The sequence below is a fragment of the Achromobacter pulmonis genome, from assembly GCF_021733725.1.
GTDB classification, from domain to species: Bacteria; Pseudomonadota; Gammaproteobacteria; order Burkholderiales; family Burkholderiaceae_B; genus Achromobacter; species Achromobacter pulmonis.
Genome location: NZ_JAIFOT010000001.1, coordinates 5,891,148 through 5,907,162, shown reverse-complemented (window position 1 = coordinate 5,907,162; position 16,015 = coordinate 5,891,148). Strand labels below are relative to the sequence as shown.

Here is a 16,015-nt window from a genome sequence, read left to right as displayed (position 1 = left end):
TTGTGTGTGTAGAGCGCCCCGGTGCGGCAGCGCCGCACAGGAAGGCCAGCCAGCCCTTCAGAGGCGCGGTATCGGGACGGTATAGTCTTGGCGGTCGATACCGTGGCGCTGCAACTTGTCGTAGAAAGTTTTGCGGGGAATGCCCAGCGTCTCGAGCGTCGCGCGCACGTCACCTTGATGGGCGGCGAGCGCTTCGCGAATGAGTTGGGCCTCGAAACGTTCCATCTTTTCCGGCAATGTACCCGTCCCGTTATCCGGGGCCGGCGTAGCCAGGCTGGGCATATCAAGTACGCCGAGCACGAAGCGCTCGGCGAAATGCGCGAGCTCGCGGACGTTGCCGGGCCAATCATGCGTCAGGAGATGGCGTTTGAGGTCGGCGGGCATGTCGGGGATGTCGCGCTGGAAGCGACGCGATGCGAGGCCCAGATAGTGGGCCAGCAACAGTGGAATGTCATCGCGACGTTCACGCAGTGGCGGGATGCGAATAGTGACGACGTTGAGGCGGTAGAACAGATCTTCGCGGAATCTCGCGCGAACCGCAGGGCTGCCCAGGTCCTCCTTGGTGGCGGCCACGACGCGTAGATCCAGATTACGAACCTCATTGCTGCCCAGAGGGGTGATCTGGCGTGACTCCAGCACGCGCAGCAGTTTGACCTGCACTCCCAGGGGCATGCTTTCGATCTCGTCCAGGAACAAGGTGCCACCGCTGGCGTGTTCGATGCGCCCAATGCGCCGCTTCTGCGCGCCGGTGAAGGCGCCCGCCTCGTGGCCAAACAGTTCGCTTTCGATCACGCTTTCCGGCAGCGCGCCACAGTTGATCGCCACCAGGGCGTGGTGGCGCCGACGGCTCAAGCGGTGCAGGGCCGTGGCGACAACTTCCTTGCCTGTGCCGGTTTCTCCTTCCACCAGCACGTCGACGTCGGCGTCGGCGATATGGCGCAGTGTTTGCTTGATGCGTTGCATCGCCGGCGTGGTGCCGATAAAGGGGACTTGGTCGGCCTGCTCCGTGAACGCCGCTTCGCGCAGGCGCCGGTTTTCCAGGATCAGATGGCGCTTTTCGGCTGCATGGGTAATGGCGGCGATCAGGCGATCGGGGGGATACGGCTTGGCCAGGAAATCGTAGGCGCCGTCACGCATGCATTGCACGGCCATGGCGATATCCCCGTGACCGGTGATCAGGATGACCGGAATCTCCGCATCAATCGCACGCAGCCGCTGGAACAGTTGCAGCCCGTCGATGTCGGGCATGCGGATGTCGGTGACTACCACGCCGTCGAAGTCGCGGTTCAGCGTAGCGAGCGCAGCGCGGGCGCTGGCGTGGGCTTGCACGGTGAAGTCGTGCAGCCTGAGTGTCTGCACGTTGGCACGGCGCAACTCTTCATCGTCGTCGATAAAAAGCACGTGCGGCGCCGGCGACGGGGCGGCAGCGTGCGCGCCAGCGTCAGCGTGGTTCGACGGCGGGCAGGAGGGATCTGGAACGCGTGTCATGGTTGAGAAGGCGGCGATTTGCGCAGCGTCAGGGTGAATATCGCGCCACGGCGGGAGCCGTCGGGCGTAGCAGGGATGGTGTCGTCATGAGGCGCGGCGCGCAGGTCGCCACCGAACTCGGCGATGATGTCGCGCGAGATCACCAGGCCCAATCCCAGGCCTTCGGCCTTGGTGGTGTGAAAGGGCGTGAACAGGTTCGTGCTGGCTTGCGGCGACAAGCCGGGGCCGTTGTCGTTGAAGATCAAGCGTACCGTGGCGCCCATGTCCTGCAAGGCGATGACGATGTTGCCGTCGGCTTGGCCTTCGAGCGCATCCAGGGCATTTTGCAGCAGGTTCACCAGCACCTGCTCGAGGCGGATGCGGTTGGCCTGCACCTGATAGTCCTGCCCGGCCGGCGGGCGGTGCAGCGCCACGCCCTGGCGCCTGGCGCGTGGGCCTACCAGCAGCAGGGCGCCGTCGAGCGCCTCTTTCAAGCTGGTGGGGCCGACCGTGGCGCCGGCCTTGCGCGAAAAGGCACGTAGTTCGCCGGTGATGTGGCCAATCCGCTCGGTCAGCGCAGCGATAGTGCCGAGATTGTCCTCGACCGAAGGCGTGTCCTGGCGGCGCAGGAATTCGGCGGCGTTATCGGCGTAGGCGCGGATCGCGGCCACGGGTTGGTTGATCTCATGCGCGACGCCTGCGGCGACCTGGCCCAGCACCGCGAGCTTGCTGGCCTGTACCAGTTCATCCTGCATGGTGTGCAGGCGTGCTTCGGTGCGCTGGCGTTCGTCCATTTGCCCCAGCAATTGCCGATTGGCCTCTCGCAGCTGGGCCGTGCGGTCCTCGACCTGGGCGGCCAGTTGCCGGCTGATGGCCAGTTGCTGCGCGGCCCGCTCACGGCTGCGGTGGCGGCGATACAGCAGGATGCCGAAGGTGGCGGACAGCACCGCCAGCGCCAGTAGGGCACCGAGTTGGGCGTTGGCGGTGGCGCGGTTCAGCGCTGTCTGCATCGGCGACAGCAGATGCAGTGTCCAGCCGGGCGACTCGACGATTGGCAGCGTGGTGTGCAGCATGGGCGCGCCGGCGGGGATCAGTGGCAAGGGCTCGCTCGCCCGCACGATCTGACCGCCTGTCACGGTCTGCAGTGGCGGTTGTAGTGGCAGCGGTTGGAACATGGCGTCGCCGAACTGCAAGCTGGTGCGCAGGGTCTGCGCCAGGTCGGGCGCCAGCGGCGCCTGCACGCGGAAGCGCCAGCCGGGCAGGCTGCCCAGCAACACCACGCCGTGCTCGTCGGTGACGAAAATGGGCGCATTCGACTGGCGCCAGTCGGCTTCCAGATCGCGAAAATCCACCTTCAGCACTACCACGCCGAGCATCGCGCCGCGGTTGTCGTCGACGCGGCGGGACAGGTAGAGGCCGGCCTCGTGGCTGACGGTGCCCAAGGCGAAATGCTCGGCGGCGCCATGCGCGACCGCGCCTTGGAAATAGGGCCGGAATTGGTAGTCGACGCCGACGAAGGTAGCCGGTTCGCGCCAGTTGCTGGCGGCAATCGCGTAGCCGCTTCGGTTCAACACATAGATGGCCGAGGCGCCCACGCCATGGCTGAGCGTGTCGAGCTTTTCGTCCAGGGATTCGATCAGGGCTGGCGTGGGGGTCCGCAGCGCGGCGTGCAGGTCCACGTCACGGGTCAGGACAAAGGGCAGGGCGCGGAATTTGTCCAGGTTGTTGCGCAGCAGGGCGGCGTTGATCTGGCCGGCGCTGCGCGCCTGGAGATACGCTTCCTTGAGCGCGCCCTCGCGCGCCCACTGCCCGGCCACGTGCAGTACGCCGACGACGATGGCCGCGCCCGCGATGGCCAGTATCGCCCATGGCCAGGCCGAGCGTCGCCCTGACGAGCGGCCGTCGGCTGGAACGGGAGGCGCCACGGCGGGCTGGGGAGGAGAACGGGATGGCATGGTTGCGTGCGGTTTTTCGCACATTCTATCCGGTTTTTGTGTGAAATTTCGCCAATGTTATCGATGGCGATTGAATGGGTAAGGTCAAAAATACAGATAAATCAATGCCTTGGCTGCCGCCTTGAGGTGCGGGACCGGTTGGCATGCCATTTGCATATAGGGGGCAAGCCTGGCGGCATCGCGCGCCGGGTGAAATCGGCCTGCGGAGATACGCAGCGCTCTAAAAGAGAAAACGCCCCGATACCCGCTGCGTGCCATCGCAGGGAGCATGGGGCCCCTGGTGGGGACAAATCCCAATGATCGACGTGGATCAAGGCGCGCCCGCGCGCAAGCTCAAGTTCTATCAAATCCTGTACGTGCAGGTCCTGTTCGCCATCGTGGTGGGCATTCTGCTGGGCTATTTCAAGCCCGACCTCGGCCAGGCGATGCAGCCATTGGGCGATGGCTTCATCAAGCTGGTGAAGATGATCATCGCGCCAGTGATCTTCCTGACAGTGTCCACTGGCATCGCGGCCATGAGCGACCTGAAGAAGGTCGGCCGGGTAGCGGGCAAGGCCATGCTGTACTTCCTGGTGTTCTCGACCCTGGCCTTGATTGTGGGCATGTTGGTGAGCCATATCGTGCAGCCGGGCGCCGGCATGCATATCAATCCGGCCACGCTGGACCAGAAGGCGGTGTCGGGCTATGTCGCCAAGGCGCATGATTCGACCATCACAGGTTTCCTGCTGAACGTCATTCCCACCACCATCTTCAGCCCCTTTGTCGGCGGCGACATCCTGCAGGTACTGTTCGTGGCCGTGCTGTTCGGCATCGCGCTGGCGCAGGTGGGCGAACGTGGCAAGCCGGTGCTGAACTTCCTGACGGCTTTGGCCCAACCCATTTTCAAGCTGGTGGCCATCCTGATGAAGGCCGCGCCGATCGGCGCGTTCGGCGCGATGGCGTTCACCATCGGCAAGTACGGCATCAAGTCGATCGTCAACCTGGCGATGCTGGTGGGCACGTTCTATGCGACTGCGGTGTTGTTCGTGGTGGTCGTGCTGGGCATGGTGGCGCGCTATAACGGCTTTTCGATCCTGAAGCTGGTGCGTTATATCCGCGAAGAATTGTTGCTGGTGCTGGGCACGAGTTCGTCGGAAGCCGCGCTGCCGACGCTGATGCAGAAAATGGAGCGCGCGGGTTGTTCCAAATCGGTGGTCGGCCTGGTGGTGCCCACCGGTTATTCGTTCAATCTGGACGGCACCAACATCTACATGACGATGGCGGCGCTGTTCATCGCCCAGGCGTGCGATATTCCTCTGTCGCTGGGCGACCAGATCCTGTTGCTGCTGGTGGCAATGCTGAGTTCCAAGGGGGCGGCGGGCGTGACCGGCGCCGGTTTCATCACCCTGGCGGCGACGCTGTCGGTGGTGCCGACCGTGCCGGTGGCCGGCATGGCGCTGATCCTGGGCGTGGACCGCTTCATGTCCGAATGCCGCGCGCTGACCAATCTGGTCGGCAACGCCACCGCCGCGGTCGTCGTGGCACGCTGGGAAGGCGAACTGGACAAGGAGCAGTTGCACGCGGCGCTTGAAGGCGGGGCGCCTGCGGCGCAACCGCAGGCCGTGGCGCCGCAGGTCTCGACCTTGCAAGGCTGATCGACGCCTGTCCGAGGCATGCAAAAGCCCCCGAACCGCGAGGTTCGGGGGCTTTTTCTTTGGGACCGCGCGTCAGGGAAGGACAATGCCTGCCGCGCGCAGCAGGTTGGCGGTTTCGAACAGCGGCAGGCCCATGACGCCGGTATAGCTGCCCTCGATGCGCGCCACGAAGGTGCCGGCCAGGCCCTGGATGCCGTAGGCGCCGGCCTTGCCGTACGGTTCGCCGCTGTCGCAATAGCGCGCGATCTCGTCGGGTTGCAGTACGCGCATCCGCACATCGGTGACGGAGACCGCTTCCAGCAGGCGTTCGCCGCTCCACAAGGCCACGGCGGTATGTACCTGATGCGCGCGGCCGGACAGCGCCTGCAGGATGCGGATCGCGTCGTCCCGGTCGGCTGGCTTGCCCAGCACCAGGTCATCCAGAATCACCGTGGTGTCGGCGGCCAGCAGTGGCAGCGCCGGCAGGGCCTGTGATCGCAGCCAGTCGCGGCCACGCTCGGCCTTGTCGCGCGCAGTGCGCCGGACGTAGTCGGCGGCAGGTTCGCCCGGGTGTTGGGGTTCGTCTTCGCCGGGAGGCGCGGGCACGCGCAGCACCTCGTGGGCCAGGCCGATCTGGGTCAGCAGCTCACGCCGCCGGGGGCTGGAGGAGGCGAGATAGATGCGTGCGGGAGAGAAGGCGTCAGTCATGGGTGGCGGCGCACCGCAGGTACGCAAGGCTGGCGCCCGGCGCCCGGCGGCCGGCATCAGGCGCGGTGATAGGGGTGATTGGTCATGATGGCCCAGGCGCGGTAGAGCTGTTCGGCCAGCACCACGCGCACCATGGGGTGCGGCAGAGTCAGCGACGACAGGCGCAACTGTCCGCTGCACGAGGCCTTGAGCCCGGCGTCGAGGCCGTCCGGTCCGCCGACCAGGAAGACAACATCCTGGCCGCCGGCGCGCCATTGTTCGAGTTTCTGCGACAAGGCCATGGTGGTCAGGTCGCGGCCGCGCTCGTCCAGCGCCAGGCGCAGCGCGCCGGGCGGCAAGGCGGCCTCGATGCGCTTGGCCTCGGCCGCCATCATCTGGGCAGGCGTTTTGCCGGTGGTGCGGGGTTCAGGCTTGATCTCGCGCAGTTCCAGCGCGCAGTCGGGCGGCAGGCGTTTGGCGTAGTCGTCCCAGGCGGTCTGTACCCAGTCCGGCATGCGCGTGCCGACGGCGGCGACGATCAGTTTCACGCCGCGCCGCCTTAGTCGTCGGCGCTGTCGTAGGCGCTGTCGCTGGCGACCGGCGCGGCACGGGTGGATTCGGGCAACAGCTTGACGCGCACCGGTTTGCCACCCCAGATTTCTTCCAGGTTGTAGTACTGGCGGATGGCGGGCTGCATGATGTGGACGACGACGTCGCCCAGGTCGACCACCACCCATTCGCCAGTGTCTTCGCCTTCGATCGTGATGCCGGACAGGCCGAGCGCGCGGCCGCGATCGGACACGCTGGCGGCCAGCGCGCGAGTCTGCCGGTTGGAGGTGGCGCTGGCAATCACGACGCGATCGAACAGGCTCGTCAGATGCGTGGTGTTGAACACCTTGATGTCTTGCGCCTTGACATCTTCGAGGGCGTCAATGACGGCGCGTTGGAGTTTCTGAATATCCATAGGTGCAAATATAACCCGCTGAAGCACGGCGGATGCCGGTTCCAGGGCGCGCGCAGCGCGCCGGGCAGGTGTGGGTTTATCGGTAAAGATGGTGCGCCGCAATATAGGCGGCGACCGGAGCGGCCAGCAGACCATCGGTCGATTCGCCGCGCGCCAGCCGCTCGCGGATCTGCGATGCCGACACCGGCATCGGCGCAAATGGCAGTTCTTCAAGCTGGCGGCCTTGCTCGCGCAGCCAGTCGTTCAGCGCCGCGGGGGGCGCCAGGGGCGTGCCGGGACGCGTCGCCACAGCCAGATCCACCAGGCTGGCGATTTCGCGCCACGCTTGCCAGGTGCAGAAATTGGCCAGTTGGTCGGCGCCCAGCAGCCAGACGTAGCGCGCATCCGCGGGCAGGGCACGCAGGGTGTCGATGGTGTAGGTGGCGCCGCCGCGTTCGAGTTCGATCGGGTTGACCGCCAGGCCGTCATGGCCGGCGATGGCCAGTTCCAGCATGGCGCGGCGCTGGTCGGCGCTGGCATGCAGGGCGGCGCGCTGCCAGGGGTTGGCGGCTGGGATCAACTGCACCTGGGCCAGGCCAAGCGCGCGCAAGGCGTTGTCGGCCAGCGCCACATGCGCGAGGTGGACGGGATCGAAACTGCCGCCCAGGAGTCCGATGCGCTTCACACCCAGTCCCGCGGCGTCAAGTAGGCGGCCAGCTCGGCTTCGGGCGTGCCCGCCTGCGGTTGCCAGTCGTAGCGCCATTGCGCCAGCGGCGGCATGGACAGCAGGATCGATTCGGTGCGGCCGCCCGATTGCAGGCCGAACAGCGTGCCACGGTCGAATACCAGGTTGAATTCGACGTAGCGGCCGCGGCGGTAGGCCTGGAAGTCGCGCTCGCGTTCGCCGTAGGGGGTGTCGCGGCGGCGCTCGACGATGGGCAGGTAGCTGCGCAGGAAGGCATCGCCGACCGAGCGCGTCAAGGCGAACGAGGCGTCAAACCCGGGGGCGTTCAGGTCATCGAAGAAGATGCCACCGATACCGCGGGTTTCGTTGCGGTGCTTGAGGAAGAAGTACTCGTCGCACCAGCGTTTGTAGCGCGGGTAGTAGTCGGCGCCATGGCCGGCCAGGGCATCGCGGCACACGGTGTGGAAGTGGCGCGCGTCTTCCTCGAAGGGATAGTAGGGGGTGAGGTCGATGCCGCCGCCGAACCAGAACACGTCGGCCTCGTCATGGCCGGGACGTGCCGCAGCCACGAACATGCGCACGTTCATGTGCGTGGTGGGCACGTACGGATTGCGGGGGTGCAGCACCATCGACACGCCCATGGCTTCCCAGGAGCGGCCGGCCAGTTCGGGTCGGTGCGCGCTAGCCGAAGGCGGCAGTTTCGAACCCCGGACATGGCTGAACAGTACGCCGGCGCGTTCGAATAGCCGGCCGCCTTCGACCAGGCGCGACAGGCCGCCGCCGCCTTCGGCCCGGACCCATTCGTCGCTGCGGAAGGGGCCGCCCTCGGCGGCCTCCAGCGCGGCGACAATGCGGGACTGCAGGCCGGTCAGGTAGTCGCGGACCTCGGCGACGGGCAAGGCGTTCATCGGCGCTTCCGGTTACGCGTTGGACTTGGGCTTCTGCTGCGACGGCTTGAGCGCGCGCCAGCCGATGTCGCTACGGTACTGGCGGCCGTCGAAGTGGATGCCGTCGATGGCTTCGTAGACGCGGTCGCGCGCCATCTTGACCGAGTCGCCCAACGCGGTGACGCACAGCACGCGGCCGCCGGTGGTCTGGGTTTCTTCGCCCACCAGGCGGGTGGCGGCATGGAACACCATGCAGTCGTCGGCGTCGGCCGGCAGGCCGCGGATGACATCGCCGGTGCGCGGGGTGTTGGGGTAGTTGTGCGAGGCCAGCACCACGCCCAGGGCGGTGCGGCGGTCCCAGGTGATGTCGGCCTGGTCCAGCGTGCCCTCGACGGCGTGTTCGAGCGCATCCAGCAGGTCGCTCTTTACGCGCATCATGATCGGCTGGGTTTCCGGATCGCCCATGCGGCAGTTGAATTCCAGCGTCTTGATATCGCGGTCGGGGTCATCGCCGGGGGCGATCATCAGGCCGGCATACAGGAAGCCGGTGTAGGGGATGCCGTCGCGCGTCATGCCCTGCACCGTCGGCAGGATGATTTCGCGCATGATGCGGTGGTGCAGTTCAGGCGTGACGATGGGGGCGGGCGAGTAGGCGCCCATGCCGCCGGTGTTCGGACCCTGGTCGCCGTCCTGCAGACGCTTGTGGTCCTGGCTGGTGGCCAGCGCGAGCACGTTGCGGCCGTCGCACATGACGATGAAGCTGGCTTCCTCGCCCACCAGACATTCCTCGATGACGACGCGCGCGCCCGCTTCGCCCATGGAACCGTCGCCGAGCATGGCGTCGACGGCGGCATGCGCTTCGTCGAGCGTGGCGGCGACCACCACCCCCTTGCCGGCGGCCAGGCCATCGGCCTTGATCACGATGGGCGCGCCTTGCTGGTCGATGTAGGCGTGGGCGGCGGCCGGATCGGTGAAGGTCTCGTAGCGCGCGGTCGGGATGTTGTGCCGGACCATGAAGGCCTTGGCGTAGTCTTTCGAGCTTTCCAACTGCGCGGCGGCCTTGGTCGGCCCGAAGATCTTCAGGCCGCGGGCGCGGAAGACGTCGACGACGCCGGCGGCCAGCGGCGCCTCGGGGCCGACCACCGTCAGGGCGATGCCTTCGCGCTGGACGAAGTCGGCCAATTCCTCGGCATTGGTGAGCGGGATGTTTTCCATCTGCTCGGCGCGTTCGGTGCCGCCGTTGCCCGGCGCCACGTACACCTTGTGTACGCGCGGAGAGCGGGCCAGTCGCCAGGCGAGGGCATGTTCGCGGCCGCCCGAGCCAATTACCAGGAGTTTCATCGTTGCGTGAGTCTTAAGGTTGCCAGTCGAGTGTCGTGGGACACCTGCCCGAGAAATAGGCCACGGCGCCGGGCAGGCCCGGCGCCGATGACAGCGGGACGCGGGCGGCCCGGGGACCTACCGCGCCAGGGTAAAGGATTACTGCGCTTCGTCGAAAATGACGGTGGTATAGACTTCCTGCACGTCGTCCAGGCCTTCCAGGGCGTCGAGCAGTTTCTGCATCTTGACGGCGTCGTCGCCGGCCAATTCGGTTTCGTTCAGCGCTTTCATGACGATGCCGTCGACTTCGGCCTTGAGGCCCGCCTCGTCGAACGCCTTGCGCACGGCGGCGTAGTCGGCCGGGGCGCAGATGACTTCGATCACGCCTTCCTCGTCGGTGGTGACGTCTTCGGCGCCGGCCTCGAGGGCGGCTTCCATGACCTGGTCTTCGGGCGTGCCGGGGGCGAACACGAATTGACCGCAGTGCTTGAACATGAAGGCCACCGAGCCTTCCTGGCCCAGGTTGCCGCCGTTCTTGGCAAAGGCGTGGCGCACTTCGGCCACGGTGCGGGTGCGATTGTCGGTCATGCAGTCGACGATGACCGCCGCGCCGCCGATGCCGTAGCCCTCGTAGCGCACTTCCTCGTAGGCGTCGCCGTCCGCGCCGCCCGCGCCGCGCTGGATGGCGCGCTGGATGTTGTCCTTGGGCATGTTGGCGTCGGTGGCCTTGTCCCAGGCCATGCGCAAGCGCGGGTTGCTGTCCGGGTCGGGGCCGCCGGCGCGCGCCGCCACGGTGATTTCACGAATGATCTTGGTCCAGAGCTTTCCGCGTTTGGCGTCTTGACGGCCCTTGCGGTGCTGAATATTGGCCCATTTGCTGTGTCCGGCCATGGCTTCCCAGGATAAATTGTCTGCAAAAGCGGCATTTTACCGTGCCGGCGGCCTGCGCGCCCGGGAGCCGGCCGCCTGTGTCCATATTGCCACGCGCACAAGCGCCGCGGCAGGCTCTACACTTGGGCATCTGAGTCATTCCGGTCCGGAGAGCAGCCCATGCCCAACCCCATCGTCATCGCCAGGAACGCGCAGACCGAGCTGGCCCTGTTGCCAGCGCTGGCCAACCGCCATGGCTGCATCACCGGGGCCACCGGGACCGGCAAGACCGTCACCCTGCAGGTGCTGGCCGAGGCCTTCTCCCGCCTCGGCACGCCGGTCTTCATGGCCGACGTCAAGGGCGATCTGACAGGCATCTCGCAGGCCGGGGTGGCCAGTCCGAAACTGCAGGAGCGGCTCAAGAACCTGGGACTGGACGAACCGGCCTGGGGAGCCAGCCCGGTGACGCTGTGGGACGTGTTCGGCGAGCAGGGCACGCCGGTGCGCGCCACCATCACCGATATGGGGCCGCTGCTGCTGGCGCGCATCCTGGAACTGAACGATACGCAGGAAGGGGTGCTGACCCTGGTTTTCAAGGTGGCCGACGACGAGGGCCAGTTGCTGCTGGACCTGAAAGACCTGCGCGCCATGCTGCAGAACGTCGCCGACCGCGCCGCCGAGCTCAAGACCCGCTATGGCAATGTCTCTTCAGCCAGCATCGGCGCGATCCAGCGTGGCCTGCTGGCGCTGGAGTCGCAGGGCGCCGAGAAATTCTTCGGCGAGCCCATGCTGGATGTGGCCGACCTGATGCGCACCGACGCCCAGGGCCGCGGCATCGTCAATGTGCTGGCCGCCGACAGGCTCATGCAGGCGCCACGGCTGTATGCCATCTTCCTGCTGTGGCTGCTGGCCGACCTGTACGAGAAACTACCCGAAGTGGGCGACCCGGACCAGCCCAAGCTGGTGTTCTTCTTCGACGAGGCGCACCTGCTGTTCAACGACGCGCCGCCGGCGTTGCTGAACAAGATCGAACAGGTGGTGCGGCTGGTGCGCTCCAAGGGCGTGGGCGTCTATTTCGTCACGCAGAATCCGCTCGATATCCCGGACACGGTACTGGGCCAGTTGGGCAACCGGGTGCAGCACGCGCTGCGGGCCTTCACGCCGCGCGACCAGAAGGCGGTCAAGACCGCCGCGCAGACCATGCGGCCCAATCCGGGGCTGGACATCGAGGCGGCGATCACGGAACTGGGCGTGGGCGAGGCGCTGGTGTCGCTGCTGGACGCCAAGGGCCGGCCGATGCCGACCGAACGCGCCTGGGTCGTGCCGCCGGCGAGCCGCATCGGCCCGGCCACGGACGCCGAGCGCCAGGCCCTGCGCCAGGCAAGCCCGATGTCCGCCAAGTACGGGCAGGCCATTGACCGGGAGTCCGCCTACGAAGTGCTGGCCGGACGCGCCGCGAAGCCGGCCGGACAGGCGCCGGCAGAGCCGGCCCCGGGCGCGGGCAAGGCGCCGGCCGAAGAACGTGGCGGCTTCATGGACAGCCTGAACGACGTGCTGTTCGGTTCGACCGGGCCACGCGGCGGCAAGCGCGATGGTGTCGTCCAGACCGTGGCCAAGAGCACGGCGCGATCCATCGCGCGCGAACTGGCGCGAGGTATCCTGGGTTCGCTGCTGGGCTCCAAGTCGCGGCGTTGAACGCTGTATTCCATTTTTGGCACAAAAGCGGTTACCGCGTCTTGTAATGCGGGGTAATGCGTTCTTTGTAACGAGGGGCTATTGCACTCACGCCATTTATGCCTATGATTCTGGCCGACATAACTCAGAAATCCAAAGGAAATAGTGGTGGCGAAACACAAGATTGCAGTGCTCCCCGGCGATGGGATCGGCAAGGAAGTCGTGCCGGAAGGTTTGAAGGTGCTCGATGCCGTGGCCACGCGCTTCGGCATCGACTTCCAGTGGGATCATTTCGACTGGAGCTGCGACTACTACGCCAAGCACGGCAAGATGATGCCCGACGACTGGCAGCAGCAGATCGGCCAGCATGAAGCCATTTTCTTTGGCGCCATCGGCTGGCCCGCCACGGTGCCCGATCACGAGGCGCTGTGGGGATCCTTGTTCAAGTTCCGCCGCGAATTCGACCAGTACATCAACCTGCGTCCGGTGCGTCTGATGCCGGGTGTGCCGTCGCCGCTGGCCGGCCGCAAGCCCGGTGAAATCGACTTCTTCATCGTGCGCGAAAATACCGAGGGCGAGTATTCCAATAGTGGTGGCGTCCTGTTCGGGGGTACCGAGCGCGAAGTGGTGATCCAGGAAAGCGTGTTCACTCGCGTCGGCGCCGATCGCGTGCTGAAATTCGCGTTCGAACTGGCCGGCAAGCGCGGCAAGCACCTGACGGCGGCCACCAAGTCCAACGGCATTTCCATTTCGATGCCCTGGTGGGACCAGCGGGTCGCGGCCATGGCCGGGAACTATCCGGATGTGCGCTGGGACAAATACCACATCGATATTCTTTGCGCGCACTTTGTGCAGCATCCGGATTGGTTCGATGTGGTCGTGGCCTCCAATCTTTTCGGCGATATCCTGTCCGATCTGGGGCCTGCCTGCACCGGGACGATCGGCATCGCGCCGTCGGCCAACCTGAACCCGGAGCGCAAGTTCCCGTCCCTGTTCGAGCCCGTGCACGGTTCCGCACCTGACATTTACGGCAAAGGCATCGCCAACCCGATCGGCCAGATCTGGAGTGGCGCGCTGATGCTGGATTTCCTGGGTTATCCCGACGCTTCGGCGGCCGTGGTGCGCGCCATCGAAACGGTGCTGGCCGAAGGCCCGCGCACGCGCGACATGCAGGGCAGCGCCTCGACCGCTGAAGTCGGCGATGCCATCGCGTCGTTGATCGCGGCGGCCTAACGGTGCATCCGCAGGGGGCCGAAGACATGGTCGACTCGGTCGCTTCCTCGCCGCCGACACCGGTGGGGGGAGGCCGCGCCGACCGGTTCGCCCGCAAGCTGTTTCGCATGCTGCGTTCGCGCACGCAACGGCACAACCAGCATCTGTGGCCGTTCGTGCGGATCTGGCGCAATCCGGCGGGGGTGATCTGTAGTTTCCGGGCGTTCGGCCGCACGCAGCCCATCACGCCGCTGGAGCAGGGGTACGACCCCGACGACCGCGAGGTGCATCTGATCCTGAGCGGTCCATCGATCGCCGAGATTCCGTACGACCGTCTGGCCGTCGGCGCGGCGATGGGCGTGAACGGCTCGATTGCGCTCAGGCACAAGTTCAAGGTGCCGTTCAAGTATTACTGCATCATTGACCAGAACTTCGTGCGGGATCGCATCGACCTGGTGCGCGAGATCGTCGCCTGTGACTTGACGCTGTACGTGTTGCCGGAGGTGCTGCGATACATCATGCAGGGGATTCCGCAGGAACTGATTCGCTGCCGCATCTGCATCGTCGAATTGATTTCCGAACGTGCCTACCAGCGTAGCGCGGCGCCGGCCGTGCTCAAGCGCATGGTGGCGGCCTCGCCCGATCTGCAACTGCTGGATGCGAAGCAGGGATTGGGCTTCAGCTTCGATGCCTCGCTGGGGGTATTCGATGCCGATACGGTGGCCTATGTCGCGTTGCAGGTCTTGATCTCCGGCGGCGCGCGCAAGGTCTATTTGCACGGCCTGGACCTGAACCTGCAGCATGGCATGCGTTTTTACGATGAAGGCTCCACGCCGCAGGCCAGCCGGCTGGCGCGCAATTTCGCGCGGCTCATCGAGCCGTCGTTCCGTTTCGCGGCGCCTCAGTGGCGCAGCCGCGGCGTCTCGGTGATCAACCTGTCACCGGTCAGCGCCTTGCCGCCCGAGGTGATCGAGCGGCAGGACTGGCATGCCTTGCTGAAGGATTGACAGGGCCCGGCTAGCGCCGGCCCTTTCGTGGGCCGGCAGCCGCCTTTGGGGCGGCGCCTTGCATTGGCGTCGTCAGTGAGCGCCAGCCGCCGCTTCCGCGGCGCCGCCACCGCCCGCCTTGGCCGAGCGCGGCCGCGCGAACCACACCAGGCCGGTCAGCAGCAGGAAGATGACCGCCGACGCATAGAACACGTCCACCGCCGACATGGTGAACGCTTGCGCGTTGATCAGTCGGTCGACCGTGGTCAGCGCCTGCTGGTGCGACATGCCGACGCCGTTCTGCAGTGCGTTCAGGGTCTGGTCGAACGCTTGCTGGCCGGGCTTGGCGACCTCGGTCAGCTGGGCGTGGTGCAGGGTGGCGCGGTTTTCCCACAAGGTGGTCGCGATCGAAGTGCCGAAAGCGCCGGCGGTCAGGCGCAGGAAGTTCGACAGGCCCGAGGCGGCCGGGATGCGCCAGGGTTCGATGCTGGACAGGGTGATCGAGGTCAGCGGCACGAAGAATGCCGCCATTGCCGCGCCCTGGATGATGGTGGGGATCATCAGCGTGCGCACGTCGGTCTGCGTGTTGAAGCCGGACCGCATGAAGCACACCAGCGCGAAGATCAGGAACGCCACGGTGACAATCTGGCGCGGATCGCGCGTGGCCAGCATCTTGCCGACAATGGGCGTGAGCAGGATCGCCAGCAGGCCCACCGGCGCGGTCACCATGCCGGCGTAGGTGGCCGTGTAGCCCATGTAGCTCTGCAACCAGAGCGGCAGCAGCACCACGTTGCCGAAGAACACGCCGTAGGCCACGGCCAGGGTCAACGCGCCGACCGTGAAGTTGCGCTCCTTGAACAGGCGCAGGTCGACCACCGGATGCGCGTCGGTCAATTCCCAGATCAGGAAGAAAACGAAGGCGACGAAGGCGATGGCGGCCAGCGCGATGATGGTGGGGCTGGCGAACCAGTCCAGTTCCTTGCCCTTGTCGAGCATGATCTGCAACGCGCCGACCCAGATCACCAGCAGTACCAGGCCGAGCTTGTCGATCGGCAGCTTGCGGGTCAGCGATTCACGCTTGCCGTAGATGCGCCAGCTGATCCAGGCCGCCAGCAGGCCGACCGGCACGTTGATGTAGAAGATCCACGGCCAGGTGTAGTTGTCGGAGATCCAGCCGCCCAGCAAGGGGCCGGCTACGGGCGCCACCAGGGTCGTCATGGACCAGACCGCCAGCGCCATGCCCGCCTTGGTCTTGGGGAAGCTGGCCAGCATCAGGGTCTGCGACAGCGGAATCATCGGGCCCGCCACCGCGCCCTGCAGCACGCGGAAGGCGATCAGGGCTTCGAGCGACGGCGAGAAGCCGCACAGCCATGAGGCCAGCACGAACAGCAGAGTGGAGATCAGGAACAGCCGCACCTGGCCGAAACGCTGTGTCAGCCAACCGGTCAGGGGCACGGTGATGGCGTTGGCCACGGCGAACGAGGTGATGACCCAGGTGCCCTGGCTGGAACTGACGCCGAGGTCGCCGGAGATCGTAGGGATGGACACGTTCGCGATGGAGGTGTCCAACACGTTCATGAACACCGCCGTGGACAGCGCGATCGATCCGATGATGCGGGTCGCGCCTTCCAGTGGCGGGTAGGTGCCCGGCGGGAGGACGGTGGGTTCGGCGGGACCGCCGCCGGCCGCGGGCTGCGCGGTGGTGCTCATGGGAGC

General features: G+C 66.2%; 14 protein-coding genes. 4 read left to right on the top strand and 10 right to left on the bottom strand.

The window, feature by feature from the left end:
* Positions 1–57: 57 nt before the first annotated feature.
* Both K2W61_RS27260 and K2W61_RS27255 read right to left on the bottom strand, forming a co-directional pair.
* The gene (locus tag K2W61_RS27260; protein ID WP_236756936.1) at positions 58–1,488 is read right to left on the bottom strand and encodes a sigma-54-dependent transcriptional regulator; all 1,431 of its coding nucleotides are present in this window, start codon (positions 1,486–1,488) and stop codon (positions 58–60) included.
* On the bottom strand, positions 1,485–3,422 hold the full coding sequence (locus K2W61_RS27255) for a sensor histidine kinase (protein ID WP_236756935.1): 1,938 nt from the start codon (positions 3,420–3,422) through the stop codon (positions 1,485–1,487). Before K2W61_RS27255 ends, K2W61_RS27260 begins: the two co-directional genes overlap by 4 nt.
* Positions 3,423–3,718: 296 nt before the next feature.
* Here K2W61_RS27255 and K2W61_RS27250 point away from each other — a divergent pair, with 296 nt between their 5' ends.
* Positions 3,719–5,056 carry a dicarboxylate/amino acid:cation symporter gene (locus K2W61_RS27250; protein ID WP_175135654.1) on the top strand — a complete coding sequence of 446 codons (1,338 nt, stop codon included), beginning with the start codon at positions 3,719–3,721 and terminating at the stop codon, positions 5,054–5,056.
* A gap of 72 nt (positions 5,057–5,128) precedes the next feature.
* Here K2W61_RS27250 and K2W61_RS27245 read toward each other — a convergent pair whose 3' ends face one another.
* The 7 genes from K2W61_RS27245 to K2W61_RS27215 all read right to left on the bottom strand — a co-directional run bounded on the left by K2W61_RS27245 (position 5,129) and on the right by K2W61_RS27215 (position 10,448).
* Entirely contained in the window at positions 5,129–5,743 is a 615-nt protein-coding gene (locus tag K2W61_RS27245; RefSeq protein WP_236756934.1) for a Maf family protein, read from the bottom strand.
* Between the two features lie 56 nt (positions 5,744–5,799).
* Positions 5,800–6,270, bottom strand: coding sequence for a 23S rRNA (pseudouridine(1915)-N(3))-methyltransferase RlmH (gene rlmH, locus K2W61_RS27240; protein WP_175135652.1), 471 nt, complete (start codon positions 6,268–6,270; stop codon positions 5,800–5,802).
* A gap of 11 nt (positions 6,271–6,281) precedes the next feature.
* Positions 6,282–6,686 (bottom strand): ribosome silencing factor, encoded by a 405-nt coding sequence (rsfS, locus tag K2W61_RS27235; RefSeq protein WP_175135651.1) that lies wholly within the window; start codon positions 6,684–6,686, stop codon positions 6,282–6,284.
* 76 nt (positions 6,687–6,762) lie between these two features.
* Positions 6,763–7,350, bottom strand: a complete 588-nt coding sequence (nadD, locus tag K2W61_RS27230; RefSeq protein WP_175135650.1) for a nicotinate (nicotinamide) nucleotide adenylyltransferase — start codon at positions 7,348–7,350, stop codon at positions 6,763–6,765.
* Positions 7,347–8,258 carry an oxygen-dependent coproporphyrinogen oxidase gene (hemF, locus tag K2W61_RS27225; protein ID WP_236756933.1) on the bottom strand — a complete coding sequence of 304 codons (912 nt, stop codon included), beginning with the start codon at positions 8,256–8,258 and terminating at the stop codon, positions 7,347–7,349. Before hemF ends, nadD begins: the two co-directional genes overlap by 4 nt.
* A 12-nt stretch (positions 8,259–8,270) precedes the next feature.
* Positions 8,271–9,578, bottom strand: coding sequence for a phosphoribosylamine--glycine ligase (gene purD, locus K2W61_RS27220; protein WP_175135648.1), 1,308 nt, complete (start codon positions 9,576–9,578; stop codon positions 8,271–8,273).
* 138 nt (positions 9,579–9,716) lie between these two features.
* On the bottom strand, positions 9,717–10,448 hold the full coding sequence (locus tag K2W61_RS27215) for a YebC/PmpR family DNA-binding transcriptional regulator (protein ID WP_175135647.1): 732 nt from the start codon (positions 10,446–10,448) through the stop codon (positions 9,717–9,719).
* Positions 10,449–10,607: 159 nt separating this feature from the next.
* Between K2W61_RS27215 and K2W61_RS27210 the strand changes: the two genes are divergently transcribed.
* The 3 genes from K2W61_RS27210 to K2W61_RS27200 all read left to right on the top strand — a co-directional run bounded on the left by K2W61_RS27210 (position 10,608) and on the right by K2W61_RS27200 (position 14,320).
* A complete protein-coding gene (locus tag K2W61_RS27210) occupies positions 10,608–12,122 on the top strand; it encodes a helicase HerA-like C-terminal domain-containing protein (protein ID WP_175135646.1) in 1,515 nt (504 codons plus the stop codon).
* Between the two features lie 144 nt (positions 12,123–12,266).
* Positions 12,267–13,334 carry a tartrate dehydrogenase gene (locus tag K2W61_RS27205; protein ID WP_236756932.1) on the top strand — a complete coding sequence of 356 codons (1,068 nt, stop codon included), beginning with the start codon at positions 12,267–12,269 and terminating at the stop codon, positions 13,332–13,334.
* A gap of 26 nt (positions 13,335–13,360) precedes the next feature.
* Positions 13,361–14,320 (top strand): hypothetical protein, encoded by a 960-nt coding sequence (locus K2W61_RS27200; protein WP_175141749.1) that lies wholly within the window; start codon positions 13,361–13,363, stop codon positions 14,318–14,320.
* A 72-nt stretch (positions 14,321–14,392) separates the two neighbouring features.
* Here the strand turns inward: K2W61_RS27200 and K2W61_RS27195 are convergent, their stop codons facing one another.
* On the bottom strand, positions 14,393–16,009 hold the full coding sequence (locus K2W61_RS27195) for a DHA2 family efflux MFS transporter permease subunit (protein WP_175135644.1): 1,617 nt from the start codon (positions 16,007–16,009) through the stop codon (positions 14,393–14,395).
* Between the last annotated feature and the right edge of the window lie 6 nt (positions 16,010–16,015).

Bases quoted from the DNA above. Each gene is read 5' to 3' on its own strand.
- K2W61_RS27260 (WP_236756936.1), bottom strand. From the start codon at position 1,488: ATGACACGCGTTCCAGATCCCTCCTGCCCGCCGTCGAACCACGCTGAC.
- K2W61_RS27255 (WP_236756935.1), bottom strand. From the start codon at position 3,422: ATGCCATCCCGTTCTCCTCCCCAGCCCGCCGTGGCGCCTCCCGTTCCA.
- K2W61_RS27250 (WP_175135654.1), top strand. From the start codon at position 3,719: ATGATCGACGTGGATCAAGGCGCGCCCGCGCGCAAGCTCAAGTTCTAT.
- K2W61_RS27245 (WP_236756934.1), bottom strand. From the start codon at position 5,743: ATGACTGACGCCTTCTCTCCCGCACGCATCTATCTCGCCTCCTCCAGC.
- rsfS (WP_175135651.1), bottom strand. From the start codon at position 6,686: ATGGATATTCAGAAACTCCAACGCGCCGTCATTGACGCCCTCGAAGAT.
- hemF (WP_236756933.1), bottom strand. From the start codon at position 8,258: ATGAACGCCTTGCCCGTCGCCGAGGTCCGCGACTACCTGACCGGCCTG.
- purD (WP_175135648.1), bottom strand. From the start codon at position 9,578: ATGAAACTCCTGGTAATTGGCTCGGGCGGCCGCGAACATGCCCTCGCC.
- K2W61_RS27215 (WP_175135647.1), bottom strand. From the start codon at position 10,448: ATGGCCGGACACAGCAAATGGGCCAATATTCAGCACCGCAAGGGCCGT.
- K2W61_RS27210 (WP_175135646.1), top strand. From the start codon at position 10,608: ATGCCCAACCCCATCGTCATCGCCAGGAACGCGCAGACCGAGCTGGCC.
- K2W61_RS27200 (WP_175141749.1), top strand. From the start codon at position 13,361: ATGGTCGACTCGGTCGCTTCCTCGCCGCCGACACCGGTGGGGGGAGGC.
- K2W61_RS27195 (WP_175135644.1), bottom strand. From the start codon at position 16,009: ATGAGCACCACCGCGCAGCCCGCGGCCGGCGGCGGTCCCGCCGAACCC.